The following is a 17577-nucleotide window of genomic DNA, read 5'->3' as shown; positions in this document are numbered from 1 at the left end:
GATGCACGGATCAACGCGTTACGGGGTTGATCCGTGCATCGGCTTGCTTGGCTACGGCACGACGTTCCTTTACTCGCAGTCCGAGCAGAAGCGATGTGGAAATGGCGAAGGCAAGCGTGACCTGGGCCGGGATCATAGATGGATCACGGGTGGCGATGGCGCTCCCCGCAAGTGCTACGCTGGCCAGCATCCCGCCGATGGCCGCGCCGTGCCAGCCATGCCTTACCGCCAGAAGGACGACTGGAATCACCATGGCCATGCGCATGTAGGGGGTGGTGTTACCGCCAACGAAATGCACAGCCGCGAGCAAGGCGATCAGGATGGGGCCCTCTACGCAAAGAATTTCCCTGAGCAGTGGGCTATGCCACACGTGAGCCCACGTGAGTGGTCCATCGATGCGCATGATGCGCTCGCGCAACGCAAGAACGGTGGGAACGATCGTAAGCGCTCCAAGGTAATTGCCGAGCAGCCACGCCAGCACGATCCGCATGGAGACCGGGGGAGGCGTGCTGCCATCCGGCATCACGATCACCGATAGCGCCATGGAGCCAATGCCAGTGGTGGCTCCTGCGCATACGAGGGCGGCAGTGAGGATCATGACCATGTTCGCTCGGCCGTCTTCGCGAATGAGCGGCATATGCTTATGCAGCAGCGCGAAAACCGGGGCGCACAGGAGGATCGGGGGAATCGTGGCGATCGATGCCCAGGCCGCGCCGAACGGGGCGCCTCCCAAGAAAATCTTTTCTGCGATGGGCAAGAATTCGCCGAGAACGAGCGCCGGCCAGAAGCGTCGCTGTACGAGCAAGAGGCAACCCAGGCGAAGGCCCGCCGTGATCATCCAGTGGGTAAATGAGAAATACCGCACCACCTCGTAGCAAGCCGCATAGGCAGCCGCCACCGCGAGGTGGGGTCCCCAGATGGACGGATCCTTGAATTTTCCGATCACGTGGCGCCCTCGTCCTGAACAGCGGTCCAAACAGGGGCGGTCGTCGAGGGGTGCCCGACGGCCGGCCTACTGCGCCGGCGGACGCGGGAGCGGCCCGAATACGACGACGCCTATAGTCTGAAGGTTCATCGGCCTCGCCGCCATCGGGCTTTAGGGGGCCGCGTTCACGTTTGCCGATTTGGCGCCGGGATTGATGGACTCGCCGGGCGACTTACCAGCGCAGCAGGCGGCGGCCGGCGAGCGCGCCGACGGCCGCCGGGACGAGCATGCCCACCAGGTACCAGAACGCCCAGAACGGCGGAGCCATCTCGGGGCAGTGCAGGCAGTAGGCGACCGTGGCCGTGGCCCCCGCGAACAGGCCGGTGGCGGCACCGGCCACCCGGGGCCGGGTCGGGGCCATGCCCCGCACCGCCCACATCATGGCGACGAAGGCCGGTATCGAGAGGATGCCGATGAGGACGGGACAGACCTTCCAGGTATGCCCCAACCAGGCCGCCACGCGCTCGTCGGCGGCCGTGCGGGCGAGGATGGCCGCGGCGGCGGCCCAGGCCGCGGCGATCGGCGCCGCCACCGCCGCCCAGCGCGAGCCGACCGTGGCGCCCGGACGGGCGAGCCGGATGACCAGCCACAGCGCGGCGGTGCCGATGGTGGCGGCGTAGCCCAGGCGGAACCAGAACATGGGCAGGCGCACGGCGGCGCCGAGGTCGGGGCGCAGGCCCAGCAGGCACGCCATCAGCAGCACGGCGCCGGCCGCGCCGGTGAGCACGGCGGTGGCGTAGCGGCGCGCGGGCACGCGGTGGTCCACCGCCGGTGCCTCGCGGGCGAGCATCGAAATCAGGTCGTCGGTTTTCATAAGCTGCCTCGCAGGGCGGCGGCCAGCGCCTTCAGGCCCCGGTGCACGCCCACCTTCACCGCCGACTCGGACATCCCGGTGCGCTGGGCGGTCTCGGCCACGGAAAGGCCCTGGATTTTCACCATCTCGATGGGCACGCGGTGACGGTCGGGCAGCCCTTCGAGCAGGCGGCCGACGTCGCGGCGGGCGTCGGCGGGCTCGGTGTCGGCGTCGACGAAGATGCGCGGGTCGTCGTCGATCGGCTCGTGCAGTGCCTCTCGGCGAGCGTGGGCGCGGAAAAAATCCATGAGCTTGTAGCGGGCGATGGCGTGGACCCAGGCCGTGAGCGGCTGGTCCTCGCGATAGGTGTGCCGGGCGTTATGCACGGCCAGGAGGGTTTCCTGGAGGATGTCCTCCACGTCGTCGAGCGCGCGCGGCAGGCGGCGGCGCAGGTAGGCGCGCAGGAATCCCGTGAGGCCGTCGAGGAAGCGGCGATACTCCGCGGCGTCGCCGCTCAGGCCGGCCACGAAGCGCCCGTGCAGTTCGATCTCGGCGGCGGAGACGCCGGCCGATGCCGTGGTCCGCGTCGTCATCGCCAGGGTCTCCATGCCGCACGGTATACCCGTGCCGCGCTCACCATCGCAAGAGCCTCGGGCCGAGCAGGGCGCCGAGCACCGTGGGCAGCGCCATGCCCAGCACGTACCACGTGGCCCAGAACGGCGCGGCCATTTCGGTGCAGTAGAGCGTGTAGACCAGCACGGCCTGGGCGCCGGCGAGGATGCCCGCGCCCATGCCGGCCAGCGTGAGCCGCGTCGGCGCGAGGCCGCGCACGGCCCAGAACGTGGCGATGAAGGTCGGCACGGACAGGGCGAGGATATTGAAGCAGCACACGCGCCAGGTCTGCCCCAGGAGCAGCGGCATGCGCAGCGAAGGGGGCGCCGACTCCAGCACCCAGCCCGCGGCGAACCACACCGCGAGTACGGGCAGCGCCAGCAGCAGCCAGGCCGACCGCGTGCGCGCGCCGGGCCGGCCCAGGCGCGCGGCCAACAACAAGGCAGCCGTGGCCACGCTGGCGGGAAAGAGCGATTTCAGCCAGAAGACCGGGTTGTCGAGCACGTCGGGGAGATCGCCGCGCATGCCGCCGAAGGTGAGCAGCAGGATCAGGGCGACACCGATGCCGGTCAGCGTGGACCAGGCCAGGCGCGTCGCCACCGCGTGCCGGCGCACGGGGCGCGCGTCGCTGGCAAGGACATCGATGAGGTGACGGGTGTGCATGAGCGGTTATTCGTGCGCGCGGGGCGCCTGGTTACACCTCGGTCCATGTTCATGCCGCGAGGTTCCGGATTCCGGCGTTTCGCGGGAATGACGGTGTAACCGGATGCCGCCGCGAGACGAATGGATCCTCGAACCCCGGCATCCGCCCGGACATCCCCAAGGAGATCGCCATGAACCATCGTCACGCCGCCTCGCTCGCCTTCGCCGTCGCCGCCCTCGTGGCGGGTGTCGCCCATGCCGACGACGCCAAGCCGCAAGGCTCGGAAAAGTGCTGGGGCGTCGCGAAGGCCGGTCAGAACGACTGCGCCGCCGGCCCGGGCACCACCTGCGCGGGTACCGCGAAGAAAGACTTCCAGAAGAACGCGTGGAAGCTCGTGCCGCTGGGCACCTGCACCTCGATCAAGACCCCGCACGGCAACGGCACGCTCGAGCAGAGCAAGGCCTGAGGCTCGTCCGCATGACCACGCTCACCGCCGGCGTCGGCTTCAAGCCGCAGCACCTGGACGAGGCCCTGGCCTGTACCGAGGCCGGCGTGTGGCTGGAAGTGCATCCGGAAAACTACATGGTCGACGGCGGCCCGCGGCTGGCGATGCTCGATGCGCTCGCCGCACGCCATCCGCTCTCGTTGCACGGCGTGTCGCTGTCGCTCGGGTCGGCGGTGCCGCCCGATGCCGCGCACCTGGCACGCCTGCGCCGCCTGGTGGATCGCGTGAGACCAGCCCTCGTTTCCGAACATCTCGCGTGGTCGGTGTACGAAGGACGTTACCTGCCCGACCTGCTGCCGTTTCCCCGCACGGCGGAAGCGTTGGCGAGGGTGGTGGACAACGTGCAACGCACCCAGGAGGCCCTCGGGCGTGCGATCTCGGTGGAAAATCCCTCGCATTACGTGGCGCTGGAAGGCCACGCCTGGAGCGAAACCGACTTTCTCGCCGAGCTGGCCACGCGCAGCGGGTGCGGGTTGCTGCTCGACGTCAACAACGTTCACGTCAGCGCGCACAACCTGGGCTTCCGTGCCGAGGACTACCTCGACGCGTTTCCCCTGCGAGCGGTGACGGAGATCCATCTGGCGGGCCATGGCGTCGACGAAACCCGCGACGGGCGCCTGCTGATCGATTCGCACGACGCCGCCGTGGACGACGCCGTGTGGTCGCTCTACGAGCGTGTCATCGCCCGCGCGGGGCGCGTTCCCACGTTGATCGAGCGCGACGGTGACGTGCCGGCGTTCGACCGATTGATGGATGAGCGTCGCCGCGCGCATCGCGCGATGTCCCGCCTGCGGGAGGCCGCATGAGCGAGCTCGCCGCCTTTCATTCGGCGTTCGTCGACGCGCTCGACGCGGACGATCCCGACTTTGCACCGTCGCGCCATGCGGCTTTCGACGTCTATCGCAACACGACGATGCGCGGTTGCGTCGACGCCCTGGAGGACAATTTCCCGGCCGTCGCCTGCCTCGTGGGCCGGGACTGGTTTCGCTCGGTGGCCGCACTGTATGCGGAAGCCGAGCCGCCGCGGGATTCGCGGCTGCTCCATTACGGCGACACGTTTCCCGCCTTCCTGGCCGCGTTCGGCCCTGCGGCGGAGTTACCTTACCTCGCCGACGTCGCCCGCCTGGATCGCCTCTGGACGGAAAGCTACATGGCCGCCGATGCGGCGGCTCCCGACTGGGATGGGCTCGCTGCCGACGCGCTCGCGCGTGTCGTGCCCACGATCCACCCCGCATTGCGGCCGTTTCGCGCGGCGACGCCTGCCGTGTCGATCTGGCAGGCGAGCCGGGCAGGCCAGCCGGTCGCCGATGACCTGGCCTGGCGGCCGGAATACGCCCTGGTCGCCCGGGCGGGCATGACGGTGAAGGTGCATGCCGTCGAATCGCCGAGCCTCGCCTTCATCGATGCCTGTGCCACGGGCGCGACGTTGGCCGACGCGGCCATGCACACCCTCGGCATCCATCCCGATGCCGCCCTCGACCACATCCTCTCCGAATGCCTGCGAATCGGCGCATTCGCCCATGAAGGAGCTTCACATCCATGAACATGACCCTGCGTACCCGATGGAACGCGTTGGCCGACCGCGTGGAATCCCTGCTGACGCACGACGTGCTCGCCCTGGTGTCGCGAGTATCGATCGCCGCGATCTTCTTCCTTTCGGGCCGGACCAAGGTCGAGGGGCTGCTTTCCATCAAGGACACTACCTACGAACTCTTCCGCACCGAATACAAGGTGCCGCTGCTGCCGCCGGAGATCGCGGCCCACCTGTCGGCCTACGTGGAAAACATCGTGCCGATTCTGCTCGTGCTTGGACTTTTCACGCGCGGTTCCGCCCTGGTGCTGCTGGGCATGACCACCGTGATCGAGGTATTCGTCTATCCCGATGCCTGGCCTACGCACTTGTCGTGGGCATCGATCCTGCTGTATCTCATCGCGCGTGGGGCGGGTCGTCTTTCCCTGGACCACGTTTTGCGCATTCGTTGACGACGTTCGTGTAACCGGCGCCGCGCCAGGCGCGAATCAATCCATGCCACTACGGCATAACCCAAGCAACGGAGAGTCCACCATGCATACCGCCACCCACACCATCGCCGCCGCCGCCGCCATCTTCGCCGTGTCCGCGGTCGCCATCTCCACGCCGGCCCAGGCCGCCGAGAAGGGCGCCGGCAAGACCGTGCAGTGCTACGGCATCAACAGCTGTAAGGGCACCTCGGACTGCAAGTCCGGCGACCATGCCTGCAAGGGCCAGAACTCGTGCAAGGGACAGGGCTTCAAGGAAGTCTCCATGAAGGAATGCACCGCCCAGGGCGGCAGCACCACCCCGCCGGCCAAGTGATCGATGGGCCCGGTCGCCCACGGCGGCCGGGCCTGCTGGAATTCCCGACCATGAACGTCTCCACCTTGCCGCGCTTCGACGGCTTCGGGCTCGGCCTGCGCATTCCGCATTACGCCGATTTCCTCGATGTGCAACAGCCCGTCGACTTCGTCGAGGTGATCTCCGAGAACTTCATGGTCGACGGTGGCCGCCCGCTCGACGTGCTCGCGCGCGTCCGCGCGCGTCACGAGGTGGCCCTGCACGGCGTGTCGATGAACATCGGCACCAGCGATGGGGTGGATCGCGATTACCTTCGCCGCCTGCGCGCGCTGGCCGATTCGGTTCAGCCGCTGTGGGTGTCCGACCACCTGTGCTGGACGGGCGTCGAGGGCTTCAACTCGCACGATCTGCTGCCGTTGCCCTATACGCGTGAAGCGCTCGACATGGTCGCGGAGAACGTGGCCGTGGCGCAGGACATCCTCGGCCGGCCCCTGGTGCTGGAAAATCCTTCCACCTATCTCGCCTTCGGTGAAGCGGAGATGGGCGAGGCCGCTTTTCTGGCCGAGCTGTGCGCCCGCACCGGCTGCTACCTGCTGCTCGACGTGAACAACATCTACGTGAGCGCCACCAACCACGGTTTCGATCCCGACGACTGGCTCGAGCACCTGCCGCTGGATCGCGTGCGGCAGATCCATCTTGCCGGCCACAGCGTCGGTCGCGATATGCTCGTGGATACGCACGATGCGCCCGTTCCCGATCCGGTGTGGGCGTTGTACGTGCGCTTCATCGAACGACTGGGCGAGGTGGCCGTGATGATCGAGCGCGACGACAAAATTCCCCCGCTGCCGGAGCTGCTGGCCGAGGTGGCGCACGCGCGTGATCTCGCCGCGACCGCGCGGCGTCGCGCGGCGTGAACCTGCGCGACCGGCAGAGGGCCTTCGCGGCGGCGCTCGCCGCCGGACTGGTGCCCGCGGAGGTCGACCCGCGCGGCATGGCCGTTTACGCCAACAACTACCGCGGCCAGCTCGTGGCGGCGTTGCGCGATACCTACGAGAAAACCCTGCTCTGGCTGGGAGAGGAGATGTTCGACACGTTGGCATCGGCCTACGTCGCCGCGCATGCGCCTTCGTCGTGGACACTCGACGCCTATGGCGGCTCGTTCGTCGAACACCTGGATGCCGCCTATCCCGCGGACGTCGAGGTAAGTGAGATCGCCTGGCTCGATTGGCATCTGCGGCGCGCGTTTTCCGGGCCGGATGCGGGTGTGCTGGGCGTCGGCGATCTCCAGGCCGACGACTGGGACAGCGTGGAATTCGACTTCGTGCCGACGTTGCGGTTTCGCCGGGCCAGGAGCAATGCCACGGCGATCTGGCGCGCACTCGGCGATGGCGTGCCTCCTCCCGCACCGGTAGGCGTGGAGGAAGGCGTCGGGATACGCGTGTGGCGCAGCGACCTGTCGCCCCGCTACGCGAGCATGACGGCCGACGAAACCTCGTGCCTCGACCTGGCGATGGCCGGGGCGAGCTTCGGCGAGATCTGCGCCTGGCTGCGGCATCGCTACGACGACGAACAGGCGGCTCGCATCGCGGGCGGGTGTCTGGGAGCGTGGACGGCGGAAGGCATGCTGCGCGGATTGCGGTAACGCCCTGGGCTATGCCCGTTCGATCAACGCCGCGTAACAACCACGCTTCGCGTAATGCGCATGCAGGTAGGCGACTTCGACGTTCTCGAAAAACCGCGCGATCAGTCCCTCGATAGCCTCGCCATCCACCAGGTCGGCATCCACCATCTCGCCTTTCGCATCGAACGCTCGTAATGACATCGTCCGCCTCCGGATCGCCTCGGGCACCGCGTCGACCATGTCGCAACGCTCCGTAGCGTGTTCGCGAATGAAGATCGCGTGGCTGGCGCGGTAAGCCGTATCGGCAGGCTGATGTACGTGGTTGAGCAGGATCACCGTATCGCCCGGCGACGCATCGCGAACCTCGATGCGGTCCGGGTAGCCGGGCGAGGCGTCCACGGTGATGCGCCGCGCGCCGACGCGGCGAAGCCCGTCGGCGTCGAGGCCGAACAGTGGCTGGAAGGGTGTCGGGTCGAGGCCGAGGATGCGAAAGCTCATGGAAGGCTCCTGTGTGGGTCGATGCCAATGTAAGAGCCGTTTCCCCAGGCTGCCCTCCGAATCTTGCGGTGACGCTTCGTAAGCGCTGCCCGCAACGATTAGACTGCGAGGATGATCGACGATGCCCACCTGACCCACGGCCTCGCGGGCGACGAATTGGCGCCGGACTGGCCCCCTTTGACGCTTGACGAAGTAGCGGTCGTCCTCGATCGCATACCCGGCGTGGGTGCGGTGAAGGCGCTGGCATGGCGCAGCCCGAGGCCGCTCTCGGCGGCGGCGCTGGTCGATGCCGGTCACGGAAGGGTCTTCGTCAAGCGCCACCACCGCAGGGTGCGTACGCCGGCGCAATTGGCCGAGGAGCATCGCCTGGCGGCGCACGTGCGAAGCCAGGGCGTACCCGTGCCACGCATTTTCCGTGACGACGCGGGGGATTCCGTCATCGCGGTGGACGATTGGGTCTATGAGGTGCACGAGCCCGCGCGAGGCACGGACGTCTATCGCGAAGCGTATTCGTGGTCGCCCATCGGCGGAATGATGCATGCGCGGGCGGCGGGCGAGATGCTTGGCACGCTGCACGACGCGCTCGCCGGATACGACGCGCCGCAACGTTCGACACACGTGCTGGTCGCGCGCGCGGACATCCTCTCGTCCTCCGATCCGGTCGCGGCGCTCGAGGCACAACTGCCTTCGCGACCTCGCCTGCATGACTACCTGCGGGAACGGGACTGGCGCAAGGAGCTGCATGACGCCATGGCGCCATGGCCGTCGCACGATCCCGCCGCGCGACCACCGTCGTGGACGCACGGCGACTGGCATGTGTCCAACCTGTACTGGAGCGGCGATGCCGACGACGCGTCCATTACCGGCGTGCTCGATTTCGGGCTTTCGGCACGCACGTTCGCGCTTTTCGACCTCGCGACGGCGATCGAGCGCAACGCCATCGCCTGGCTCGAGATCGAGCGGGGCGACATCGGGCGGGCCGACCTCGCCCTCGCGCTGATCGAAGGCTATCGCTCGCGCCGTGCGCTTTCGGCGGCCGACATCGGCGCGCTCGCCGACCTGCTGCCGGTCGTCCACGTGGATTTCGCCCTCTCGGAAGTGGAGTATTTCGAGGGCATCACGCGACGCCGCGACCATGCCGACGTGGCCTGGCATACCTTCCTGCGCGGCCATGCCGCCTGGTTCCGCGGCCCCCACGGCCGGGCCTTCCTGGACGCCCTTCGACACGCGGCCTGAGGATTCGTGGTTCAATAGGGCTTCTGAAGCGGGGGTGCCCGGCGTTGGCCGGGCTGAGAGAGTCCCTTGGAACCTGATCCGGTTTGCACCGGCGTAGGGAGCTTGCAGAGCCACGGATGCCGCCGTTCCGGCGCCGTGGCTCGCCGTCGCTTCGCACGCATTCGACGAAGACGACGATGACCCTCTCCCGCACTCCCCTCGCTCTGACCCTGCTGTCCCTCGCCCCGTTGGCGCATGCCGACGACACCGCCACGCCGCAGGCGCGCACCTTGCCCGGCATCGACGTGCATGCCACCACGGCCAGTGGCTATCAGGCGGCCGATTCGCAGCTGGATACCTTCGGCAGCTTCGGTAGCGCGCCGCTGCACGATACGCCCGCCGCGATCACCGTGATCACCCGCGCGCAGATCGACGACCGCCAGCCCCGTTCGCTGAGCGAGCTGGTGCGCGGCGACGCCGCGATCAACGACAACTACGCGCCCGCGGGGTATTACCAGGACGTGTCGATCCGCGGTTTTCCGCTCGATCTCGCCACGGGTTTCCGCTTCAACGGCATGATCATGTCCGCCGAGCAGACGCTTGCGCTGGAAGGCAAGGAACGGGTGGAAGTGCTCAAGGGCCTGGGCGGCCTCGAGGCCGGCGTGGTCGAGCCGGGCGGCCTGGTGAATTACGTGAGCAAGCGCGTGGCCGACGTGCACGACGTCACCGTCGGCACCGATTCGCACGGGTCCAGCTACGAGGCGGTCGACCTCGGCGCGTGGCTTTCGCCCTCGTTCGGGATGCGGGTGAACGCGGCGAACGAGAAGACGCATTCGTGGATCGACCACGCCGACGGCCGTCGCAGCTTCGTTTCGCTGGCCGCCGACTGGAAGATCAGCGACGCGGCCACGCTGCTGCTCGACACCGACTACCAGACCAGCGGCCAACGCTCGGCGTCGGGCTACCAGCTGCTCGGTGGCACGGTGATTCCCGAACATCCCAGTCGCACCCAGTTGCTCGGCTACCAGCCGTGGCAGCGGCCGGTGGGCATCCATTCGAGCAATACCTCGCTGCGCTTCAACTATCGCTTCAGCGATGACTGGAACGCGCAGGTATCGGCGGGCCACAGTCACACCGCGATCGACGACAACGTGGCCTTCGCCTATGGGTGCGGCTATGCCGAGGCTTGCGCGAACGGTTCGCCGGCTTATTTCTTCGCGCCCAACGGCGATTACGACATCTACGATTATCGAAGCCCGGACGACACGCGTCAGAACGACGAGGTGCGCGCGGTGCTCACGGGCAGCTTCGCCACCGGCAGCGTCGACCACGAGCTCAACGTGGGCGCCACGGCGTTCCGTCGCACGGTGGACCAGCGCCCCTACGTCTATGACTACGTGGGCACGGCCAACATCGACCAGCGCGAGCCCCCGGTATTCGCGCCGTCGCCCAACGAGCCGGGCGCGTCGGCGCGCGCGCTCACCAGCTGGCAGCGCACGTTGTTCGCGATCGATCGCGTGCACCTGGGCGAGACCTGGCAGGTGCTGGCGGGCGCGCGTTTCGTGCGCCTGGACGAAACCGCCTATGACGACAGCGGCACGGCCGACCGGCATACGCGGATGACCAGGACGCTGCCGCAGACGGCGGTGCTATGGCAGCCGGTGACCAGGCTCACCACGTACCTGAGCTACGGCGAGGGCCTTTCGCTCGGCCGTGAAGCGCCTTACTGGACGAGCAACGGCGGTGTCACGCTGGCGCCGCTGCATTCGCGCCAGGTCGAGGCCGGCGCGAAGTACGCGCTGAACGACGCGCTCGACGTGCAGGCGGCGGTGTACCGCATCCGTCAGCCTTACCAGTTCGCCGCGCCCGACGAGACGGCGGAGGGTTTCACCTTCCGCCAGCGCGGCGAGGAAGTGCATACGGGCGTCGAGCTGAACCTCTCCGGGCAGGTTACGCGTAACCTGCGCCTCACGGCCAGCGCCAATGCGATCCGCGCCCGCGCGGAGCACACCGGCATCGCTGACTACGAGGGCCATCAGGTGATCAACGTGCCGCGCTGGCACACGGCCGTCTATGCCGACTACAGCCTCCCGTTCGTGCCCGGTCTCGCCGTGCTGGGCGGCTGGCGTTACGTCGGCACGAATGTCGCCACGCCCGACGGCAAGGTGAGCGTGCCCGCGTATAACGTATTCGATGCGGGATTGCGCTATGCGATGACGGCGGGTGGCCATGCGCTCACGTGGCACCTCAACGTCGACAATGTGTTCGACAGGTTCTACTGGCGCGATACCGGCAGTTCGGGCGGCGACCGCTACCTGTTCCCGGGCATGCCGCGCCTCGCGCGGTTGTCGGTGACGTATGAGCTTTGAGCTGTCGCCCTTCGAGGTATCCGCCGCGCTGGTGAGCGCGGCGGGCGTCTGGCTCACCGCGCGGCGCAGCCCGTGGTGCTGGCCGGTGGGGCTGGTGTCCGTGATTGCCTATGCATGGATCTTCGTCGACGCGAAGCTGTATTCCGACATGCTGCTCCAGGGGGTGTTCGCGGTACTCATCCTCTACGGCTGGCATCGATGGATGCGGCACCTGGACGACGGCGGCCACGTGCGCGTGGCGGCGCTGGACGGTCGCAGCGCCACGTTGCATCTCGCCGTGGGCACGGCGGCGGCGTTGGCCCTGGGCTATGTGATGCATCGCTGGACGGACGCGTCGCTGCCTTGGCTCGACGCCGCGCTCACCGCCTTCAGCCTCGTCGCCCAGTGGTGGCAGGCGCGGCGGCACGCGGCGGCATGGTGGCTGTGGATCGTGGTCGACGTGATCTACGTGGGCGAGTACGCCTACAAGTCGCTGCCGGTGACGGCCGTGCTGTATGCCGGGTTCGTGGTGCTGGCGGCGATGGGCTGGCGGGCGTGGCGGCGGGAATTGCGGCAAGCTCCCGCTCGGTAGGAGCCGATTCATCGGCGATTCCAGCTCGCGACACGTTAGGCATCGCCGATGAATCGGCTCCTACTGAGCGGAATGTCGCATTTTTCAGAATGCTTCCATAGGAAACGCCGCCGATACCAAGGATCATTCACCGGTCGACGCAGTTCGGTGCTTGGCATCCTGGACTGGAGCCTCTCGGGGCGCCGGACAGCACGACAGCGGCGGGAACGTGGGACGCGTTCCCGCCGCTTTTGCTTGTTCGATCACTGCTTCGGCGTCGCGCCCCAATCGCTCGCTTCGAACGACAGGTGCAGCACCGCGCGCGTGTCGTCTTCCAGTGGCGGGTGATAGTCCAGCGTGGTGCATCCGCCGGCCAATTGGCGCTTGGCCGCCAGCGAAAGCGTCTTCTCCGTCGCCGGACCATAGGCGGGCAACCCGGCCTTGCCGGTACGCAGCATCAGGCGAAAACCGTCGGCACTCACGCCGTCGGCCATCTCGGGGGGAGGAGATTGCCCTGGGGCGAGCACCGAGATGTCCATTTTCTTGCCGCAGCCGCCGACGCTGATGACGTCGACACCGTCCAGAAGATTGCGCACGAAACGATCGGCATTGTCGGCGAGCGAGTCCACCGCCCCCACGGGCGTGGTGAGCCGAATCTTGGTGAAGTAGAGCTTGCGGTAGAACAGATAGGTGCGCGAGGTGAGCATGTCCTGCTGCGCATCGAACACCAACGGCAGGAACCGGCCTTCGAGCGTCTTGCCGTTGGCGAGCTTCGCGGTGTATGGCGACTCGTCTCCCCACCATACGTTGCGATAGATCTCCTGCCGCTCGGCGAACGACACCGACTCGCGAAAGTCTTCGGCGGCCCGTCGCAGCATGTCGTCCGTCGAGCCCTCCCCGGCGGGATAGATGAACACGTCGGCGGCGATCCAGTCGGCATGGTCGATGCGATAGCGCAACGACACGCCGGCGGCGATGTCGCCTTCGTCGGCGTAGTTCTTCACGGCGGCCAGCGTGGCGGTGCCCAGGTGCTTGGGCGCGATGATCCACGTGTCGTCGATCACGCCACGATGGGCCTGCAAGCCCGGCAGCGCGGGTGAACCGTCAGGCGCTTCCTGCGCATTGGCCGTGGCGGCCACGACCATGGCCACCATCAGGGGGACTCGCTTCCACCGCCACATCGTCGACACAACCCCTGAAAAGAATAGCCATCCCCACCCGCGCACTATAGCCATCCGCATGCGCTAACGGGAGCGCTTCGCGATACGTAAGCGCCGACGCAGGTACGACACCGTCAAGGCTTCGAGCTTCCTGGTGAAACGCGCGTCGGTCGGCGGTACCCGGCGGGCCAGTTCGCCGTCGAGCCAGCCGGCGAGCACTTCCGGATGGATATAGGAACGTCGGCATACGGCCGGCGTGTTGCCGAGGATGGCCGCCACTTCCTTCACCGCGGCGGCCAGCGTGGATTTCACCGCGCGTTCGCCGCCCGTATCGGGCAGCGGCGTGGCGGCCAGCACCGCGACCGCCTGGACGGTGCCGCCCCACGTACGAAAATCCTTAGCCGTGAATTCGCCTCCGGTCACCTCGCGCAGGTAGTCGTTGACCATGCCCGAGTCGACGCCCTGGCGCTGGCCCTCGTCGTCGACGTACTGGAACAGGCGTTGCCCGGGAAGCTCCTGCACGCGGCGAACCGCGCGCACGAGCCGGCGGTCGTCGAGCACGACGTCGCGCCACTGTCCGCTCTTGCCGCGAAAATGGAACTCGATGCGGTTCTTGCGCACGGCGATATGGCGCGAGCGCAACGTGGTGAGGCCGAAGGAGTTGTTTTCCTTCGCATAGGTGTCGTTGCCCACGCGGATCATCGTCTCCTCGAGCAGGCTCACCACCAGGGCGAGCACCTTGTCACGCGGCAGGCCCGGCAGGGCGAGATCCTTGCGCAGGCGGCGACGGAGACGCGGCAGCATCGCAGCGAACTCGAGCATCCGCTCGAACTTGTCGCGATCACGGATCGACCGCCATTCGGCGTGATACCGATATTGCTTGCGCCGACGGGCGTCGCGGCCGGTGGCCTGGAGGTGCCCACGCGCGTGCGGACAGATCCACACCTCGCTATAGGCGGGCGGAATGGCCAGCGAGCGGATCCGGGCGAGAACGTTTTCGTCGGTGATCCGGCGGCCGTCGACGTCCAGGTAGGCGAAGCTCTTGCCTCGACGGCACCGGGTGATGCCGGCGTCGGTATCGCACACGTAGACCAGGCCCGCCGCTTTCGCGTGGGCCATCTCCGTGGTGACGGCCGCGAGGGCTTCGGGGACGGGTTTCCGGGACATGGCCGGCAGTGTGTGCCGGCCATCGATCAAGGCTCGGTGAACGTTACGAGACCCGGCAGAACACGGCCTTGAGGTAACGGTTTTCCGGTACGTTGCTCGCCACCGGATGGTCGGGGCCGGCGCCGGCCACGTGCAGCAACTGGATGTCCCGGCCGGCGTTGAGGGCCACGCGGCGAAGCATCTCGATGAAGTCGCCTTCGCCGACCAGGCCGGTGCACGAGCAGGTGAGCAGGATGCCGCCCGGCGCGATCACGTCGAGGGCGGTGCGGTTCATCGCGAAGTATTTCTTCAGCGCGTTGACCACCTGGTTGCGGTCGCGGGTGAGCTTGGGCGGGTCGAGCACCACGGCATCCCAGGTGCGTCCGGCGGCGATGGCCGCGCGCAGCCATTCGAAGACGTCGCCCTGCTCGAAGGTGGCGTCCACGTCGTTCATGCGCGCGTTGGCGCGGGCCACCTCGAGGATGGCGGCGTCGGCATCGACGCCGGTGGCCTCCAGCGCGCCGGCCTTCATCGCGTGCACGGCGAAGCCGCCGGCGTTGCAGCACAGGTCGAGCACGCGGCGGCCTCGGGCCAGGCTGGCGAAGCGCAGGCGGTTGTCGCGCTGATCGGCGAAGAAGCCGGTCTTGTGGCCAAGGCCGGGGGCGGCATGGAAGGCCAGGCCGTATTCGTGCACGTCGACGGCCTCGGGCGCGTCGTTGGAGCGCACGTCGAAGGACTCCTGCCGCTGCACGTGCTGTTCGGCGAACCAGTACAGCGACGCGCCGGGGAAGTGGCGCAGCAGTTCGGCATGGATGGCATCGCGGAAGCGCCACATGCCCGCGGCGAAGTATTCGACGACGAGGTGGTTGGCGTAGCGGTCGACCACGAGGCCGGACAGTCCGTCGCCCTCGCTGTGCACCACACGCCAGGCGTCGCTGGCGTCGTCGAGGCGGAGCAGGTCGCGGCGCAGCTCCACGGCGCGCGCGATGCGCGCGGCGATCCACGCGGCGTCGACGGTGTCCGCCGGGTCGGCGGTGAGCATGCGCAGCGCGACGCGCGCGTGGCCATTCCAGAAGCCGCGGCCGACGAACCGGCCCCGGGTGTCGACCACCTCCACCACGCTGCCGGGCGGGATGCGTTCGGCCGGTTTGACGACCTGGGCGGACCAGACCCACGGGTGGCCGGGCGTACGGTCGGACTTGAGCTGGATGACGGGGGAAGCGGGGGTATTCATCGGTGAATGATACCGGCCTCAGCGGCCGTATCGCAGGATCAGCCAGGAAACCAGCGCCAGCACGTTGATACCCACGTGCGCCGCCGAGGGCCCGCCCAGGGCCAGCAGCCAGCCATGCTCGGCGATGGCCCAGTCGAAGCCCAGGCGCGGCGAGCGCTGGAGCGTGATCGAGAGGTTGGCGAAGGCGCCCGCCGAAAGCGCATAGCTGAAGACCGGCATGGCCAGCAGCGGCACCTGGAGGAACTGCGCCCAGACCGACATCTGCGTGCCGCGCCCGTCGTTGCTCGCCAGCAGCACGCCGGCGACGAGGATGAAGCCGAACAGCAGCACGCCCAGTACGGTGGACACCGCCTCGAAGCCGTTCATCCGCGAGCCGAGCAGGTGGCCGATCTGGCGGACGAGACCGTAGAGACCGCCGGCGATCTCGAAGACGGCGATGATGCGGGTGAGGAACGATTGCATGCGTGATCCCTGGATAAGCGACGGGCGATTATGGACGCAGGCGCTTGAGCCGTGGCTAAAGCGCGTCGGCGGCGTCGTGCAGGTCGGCGATGTGCTGTTCCCACCAGCGCGGTTCGCCCGCGAACGGAAAGGCGGCGGGGAAGGCCGGGTCGTGCCAGCGCTCGGCGATCCAGCCGGCGTAGTGCACCTGGCGCATCGCGCGCAGCGCGGGCACGAGGGCGAGTTCGGCCGGATCGAAGTCGCGGAACTGGCCGTAGCCTTCCAGCAGCGCGTCGAACATCGCCTCGTCGGAGGCGAGCATCCACAGGTCCTGCACGGCGGGGCCCATGCGCGCATCGTCGAGATCGACGAAATGCGGGCCGACGTCCGTCCACAGCACGTTGCCGGGATGGCAGTCGCCATGGAGACGGATGCGACGCACCGGCCCCACGGCCTCGAAGCGGTTCGCCACCGCGTCGTCCACGCGGATGACGGCTTCGCGATAGGCGTCAGCCAGGTGCGGGGGCAACAGGTGGGAGGCCAGGGCGGCGCGGGCGGGGCCGTCGATCATGGTCGCGCGGTCGAGCACGGCCCGGTCGCGGAAGGGCTCGCGGGCGCCCACGGCATGCATGCGGGCGAGCAGGCGGCCCAGCCATTCGAGCTGGTCGGGCGATTCCAGCGAGGGCGCACGGCCGCCGCGTCGCGGATACACGGCATAACGAAAACCGGCGTGACGCAGCAGCGTCTCGCCACCGAACGCCATCGGCGCCACCACGGGAAGCTCGGCGGCCACCAGTTCGAGCGCGAAGGCGTGTTCTTCGGCGATGGCCTCGTCGGTCCAACGGCCCGGACGGTAGAACTTGGCGACCACGAAGCCGCCGTCTTCGAGCCCCACCTGGAAGACCCGGTTCTCGTAGCTGTTGAGGGTGAGCTGCCGCCCGTCGCTCCACAGGCCCGTGGCCTCCACGGCGGCGAGCACCACGTCGGGCGAGAGGGCCGCGTACGGGGCCTCTGGGCTCACGAACGCATCACCGCGTCCATGCCGCCCGGCGTGGCGATGACCGACATGGTCAGGCGCGAGAGGCAGACCAGCTTGTCGCGCTCGTCTTCGATGCGGATTTCCCACACCTGCGTGGTGCGCCCCAGGTGCACGGCCTTGGCGGTGCCGGTGACCAGGCCTTCGCGCACGCCGCGGACATGGTTGGCGTTGATGTCCAGGCCCACGGCCAGATGGGTGGTGGGATCGAGGGTGAGCATCGCGGCCGTGCTGCCGAGGGTCTCGGCCAGCACCACCGACGCGCCGCCGTGAAGCAGACCGAATGGTTGGCGCGTGCGGGGATCCACCGGCATCGTGCCGCGCAGCCAGTCGTCGCCGATGCCGGTGAAGCGGATGTCGAGCGTTTCCATCATCGTGCCCCGGCTCCAGGCGTTGATGTGGGCGAGGTCGGTGGATTGCTTCCAGATGGCCATGGGCGGCGTCTTCGCAGTGAA

At 68.1% G+C, this 17577-nt stretch carries 21 protein-coding genes and 1 riboswitch; of the genes, 10 read left to right on the top strand and 11 right to left on the bottom strand.

The window, feature by feature from the left end; translation table 11 throughout:
• Positions 1–10 precede the first annotated feature (10 nt).
• From L2Y94_RS18775 to L2Y94_RS18760, 4 genes are all read right to left on the bottom strand, one after another.
• Positions 11–946 (bottom strand): MASE1 domain-containing protein, encoded by a 936-nt coding sequence (locus L2Y94_RS18775; protein WP_247371007.1) that lies wholly within the window; start codon positions 944–946, stop codon positions 11–13.
• Positions 947–1157: 211 nt separating this feature from the next.
• On the bottom strand, positions 1158–1799 hold the full coding sequence (locus L2Y94_RS18770) for an NrsF family protein (RefSeq protein ID WP_247371004.1): 642 nt from the start codon (positions 1797–1799) through the stop codon (positions 1158–1160).
• Entirely contained in the window at positions 1796–2371 is a 576-nt protein-coding gene (locus tag L2Y94_RS18765) for a sigma-70 family RNA polymerase sigma factor (protein ID WP_247371001.1), read from the bottom strand. The genes L2Y94_RS18770 and L2Y94_RS18765 overlap by 4 nt, the downstream gene beginning before the upstream one ends.
• A 40-nt stretch (positions 2372–2411) precedes the next feature.
• A complete protein-coding gene (locus L2Y94_RS18760; RefSeq protein WP_247370998.1) occupies positions 2412–3053 on the bottom strand; it encodes a DUF1109 domain-containing protein in 642 nt (213 codons plus the stop codon).
• A gap of 170 nt (positions 3054–3223) precedes the next feature.
• On the opposite strand from L2Y94_RS18760, the gene L2Y94_RS18755 reads away from it, so the two are divergent.
• The 7 genes from L2Y94_RS18755 to L2Y94_RS18725 all read left to right on the top strand — a co-directional run bounded on the left by L2Y94_RS18755 (position 3224) and on the right by L2Y94_RS18725 (position 7494).
• On the top strand, positions 3224–3499 hold the full coding sequence (locus L2Y94_RS18755; protein WP_247370996.1) for a BufA1 family periplasmic bufferin-type metallophore: 276 nt from the start codon (positions 3224–3226) through the stop codon (positions 3497–3499).
• An 11-nt stretch (positions 3500–3510) separates the two neighbouring features.
• Entirely contained in the window at positions 3511–4344 is an 834-nt protein-coding gene (gene bufB, locus L2Y94_RS18750; protein WP_247370993.1) for an MNIO family bufferin maturase, read from the top strand.
• Complete coding sequence (locus L2Y94_RS18745; RefSeq protein ID WP_247370992.1) at positions 4341–5081, top strand: HvfC/BufC N-terminal domain-containing protein; 741 nt, start codon at positions 4341–4343, stop codon at positions 5079–5081. Before bufB (L2Y94_RS18750) ends, L2Y94_RS18745 begins: the two co-directional genes overlap by 4 nt.
• Positions 5078–5521, top strand: coding sequence for a DoxX family protein (locus L2Y94_RS18740; protein WP_247370990.1), 444 nt, complete (start codon positions 5078–5080; stop codon positions 5519–5521). The genes L2Y94_RS18745 and L2Y94_RS18740 overlap by 4 nt, the downstream gene beginning before the upstream one ends.
• Positions 5522–5603: 82 nt before the next feature.
• A complete protein-coding gene (gene bufA2 / locus L2Y94_RS18735; RefSeq protein WP_144916261.1) occupies positions 5604–5873 on the top strand; it encodes a BufA2 family periplasmic bufferin-type metallophore in 270 nt (89 codons plus the stop codon).
• Between the two features lie 50 nt (positions 5874–5923).
• Positions 5924–6766: an MNIO family bufferin maturase gene (gene bufB, locus L2Y94_RS18730; protein WP_247370987.1), complete on the top strand. Its 843-nt coding sequence runs from the start codon at positions 5924–5926 to the stop codon at positions 6764–6766.
• A complete protein-coding gene (locus L2Y94_RS18725; protein WP_247370984.1) occupies positions 6763–7494 on the top strand; it encodes an HvfC/BufC N-terminal domain-containing protein in 732 nt (243 codons plus the stop codon). Before bufB (L2Y94_RS18730) ends, L2Y94_RS18725 begins: the two co-directional genes overlap by 4 nt.
• Before the next feature lie 9 nt (positions 7495–7503).
• Here the strand turns inward: L2Y94_RS18725 and L2Y94_RS18720 are convergent, their stop codons facing one another.
• Positions 7504–7971, bottom strand: coding sequence for a DUF1203 domain-containing protein (locus L2Y94_RS18720; RefSeq protein ID WP_247370983.1), 468 nt, complete (start codon positions 7969–7971; stop codon positions 7504–7506).
• Between the two features lie 111 nt (positions 7972–8082).
• Between L2Y94_RS18720 and L2Y94_RS18715 the strand changes: the two genes are divergently transcribed.
• The 3 genes from L2Y94_RS18715 (at position 8083) to pnuC (ending at position 12126) form a co-directional block, all read left to right on the top strand.
• Positions 8083–9207: a phosphotransferase gene (locus tag L2Y94_RS18715; protein ID WP_247370981.1), complete on the top strand. Its 1125-nt coding sequence runs from the start codon at positions 8083–8085 to the stop codon at positions 9205–9207.
• A gap of 20 nt (positions 9208–9227) precedes the next feature.
• Positions 9228–9324, top strand: a riboswitch (TPP riboswitch).
• 59 nt (positions 9325–9383) lie between these two features.
• Entirely contained in the window at positions 9384–11555 is a 2172-nt protein-coding gene (locus L2Y94_RS18710; RefSeq protein ID WP_247370979.1) for a TonB-dependent siderophore receptor, read from the top strand.
• Positions 11545–12126, top strand: a complete 582-nt coding sequence (gene pnuC, locus L2Y94_RS18705) for a nicotinamide riboside transporter PnuC (RefSeq protein WP_425602415.1) — start codon at positions 11545–11547, stop codon at positions 12124–12126. Before L2Y94_RS18710 ends, pnuC begins: the two co-directional genes overlap by 11 nt.
• 242 nt (positions 12127–12368) lie before the next feature.
• Here the strand turns inward: pnuC and L2Y94_RS18700 are convergent, their stop codons facing one another.
• The 6 genes from L2Y94_RS18700 to L2Y94_RS18675 form a co-directional block, all read right to left on the bottom strand.
• Positions 12369–13259 carry a hypothetical protein gene (locus tag L2Y94_RS18700; protein ID WP_247370976.1) on the bottom strand — a complete coding sequence of 297 codons (891 nt, stop codon included), beginning with the start codon at positions 13257–13259 and terminating at the stop codon, positions 12369–12371.
• A gap of 90 nt (positions 13260–13349) precedes the next feature.
• Positions 13350–14432 (bottom strand): DNA topoisomerase IB, encoded by a 1083-nt coding sequence (locus tag L2Y94_RS18695; protein WP_247370973.1) that lies wholly within the window; start codon positions 14430–14432, stop codon positions 13350–13352.
• A 43-nt stretch (positions 14433–14475) separates the two neighbouring features.
• Complete coding sequence (locus L2Y94_RS18690) at positions 14476–15645, bottom strand: class I SAM-dependent rRNA methyltransferase (protein WP_247370971.1); 1170 nt, start codon at positions 15643–15645, stop codon at positions 14476–14478.
• 18 nt (positions 15646–15663) lie between these two features.
• Positions 15664–16107, bottom strand: a complete 444-nt coding sequence (locus L2Y94_RS18685) for a hypothetical protein (RefSeq protein WP_144916278.1) — start codon at positions 16105–16107, stop codon at positions 15664–15666.
• Positions 16108–16162: 55 nt separating this feature from the next.
• A complete protein-coding gene (locus L2Y94_RS18680; protein WP_247370968.1) occupies positions 16163–17107 on the bottom strand; it encodes a serine/threonine protein kinase in 945 nt (314 codons plus the stop codon).
• Complete coding sequence (locus L2Y94_RS18675) at positions 17104–17556, bottom strand: hotdog fold thioesterase (protein ID WP_247370966.1); 453 nt, start codon at positions 17554–17556, stop codon at positions 17104–17106. Before L2Y94_RS18675 ends, L2Y94_RS18680 begins: the two co-directional genes overlap by 4 nt.
• Positions 17557–17577: the final 21 nt, after the last annotated feature.

The sequence above is a fragment of the Luteibacter aegosomatis genome (assembly GCF_023078455.1).
Classification (GTDB): domain Bacteria; phylum Pseudomonadota; class Gammaproteobacteria; order Xanthomonadales; family Rhodanobacteraceae; genus Luteibacter; species Luteibacter aegosomatis.
Note: the sequence above shows the minus strand (reverse complement) of the source record. Positions and strands in the feature narration are given on the sequence as shown.

Coding starts and splice junctions, on each gene's coding strand:
- bufB (WP_247370993.1), top strand. CDS start 3,511: ATGACCACGCTCACCGCCGGCGTCGGCTTCAAGCCGCAGCACCTGGAC.
- L2Y94_RS18720 (WP_247370983.1), bottom strand. CDS start 7,971: ATGAGCTTTCGCATCCTCGGCCTCGACCCGACACCCTTCCAGCCACTG.
- L2Y94_RS18690 (WP_247370971.1), bottom strand. CDS start 15,645: ATGAATACCCCCGCTTCCCCCGTCATCCAGCTCAAGTCCGACCGTACG.
- L2Y94_RS18710 (WP_247370979.1), top strand. CDS start 9,384: ATGACCCTCTCCCGCACTCCCCTCGCTCTGACCCTGCTGTCCCTCGCC.
- L2Y94_RS18700 (WP_247370976.1), bottom strand. CDS start 13,259: ATGGTGGCCATGGTCGTGGCCGCCACGGCCAATGCGCAGGAAGCGCCT.
- L2Y94_RS18695 (WP_247370973.1), bottom strand. CDS start 14,432: ATGTCCCGGAAACCCGTCCCCGAAGCCCTCGCGGCCGTCACCACGGAG.
- L2Y94_RS18760 (WP_247370998.1), bottom strand. CDS start 3,053: ATGCACACCCGTCACCTCATCGATGTCCTTGCCAGCGACGCGCGCCCC.
- L2Y94_RS18745 (WP_247370992.1), top strand. CDS start 4,341: ATGAGCGAGCTCGCCGCCTTTCATTCGGCGTTCGTCGACGCGCTCGAC.
- pnuC (WP_425602415.1), top strand. CDS start 11,545: ATGAGCTTTGAGCTGTCGCCCTTCGAGGTATCCGCCGCGCTGGTGAGC.
- L2Y94_RS18770 (WP_247371004.1), bottom strand. CDS start 1,799: ATGAAAACCGACGACCTGATTTCGATGCTCGCCCGCGAGGCACCGGCG.
- bufA2 (WP_144916261.1), top strand. CDS start 5,604: ATGCATACCGCCACCCACACCATCGCCGCCGCCGCCGCCATCTTCGCC.
- L2Y94_RS18755 (WP_247370996.1), top strand. CDS start 3,224: ATGAACCATCGTCACGCCGCCTCGCTCGCCTTCGCCGTCGCCGCCCTC.
- L2Y94_RS18675 (WP_247370966.1), bottom strand. CDS start 17,556: ATGGCCATCTGGAAGCAATCCACCGACCTCGCCCACATCAACGCCTGG.
- L2Y94_RS18740 (WP_247370990.1), top strand. CDS start 5,078: ATGAACATGACCCTGCGTACCCGATGGAACGCGTTGGCCGACCGCGTG.
- L2Y94_RS18765 (WP_247371001.1), bottom strand. CDS start 2,371: ATGACGACGCGGACCACGGCATCGGCCGGCGTCTCCGCCGCCGAGATC.
- bufB (WP_247370987.1), top strand. CDS start 5,924: ATGAACGTCTCCACCTTGCCGCGCTTCGACGGCTTCGGGCTCGGCCTG.
- L2Y94_RS18715 (WP_247370981.1), top strand. CDS start 8,083: ATGATCGACGATGCCCACCTGACCCACGGCCTCGCGGGCGACGAATTG.
- L2Y94_RS18685 (WP_144916278.1), bottom strand. CDS start 16,107: ATGCAATCGTTCCTCACCCGCATCATCGCCGTCTTCGAGATCGCCGGC.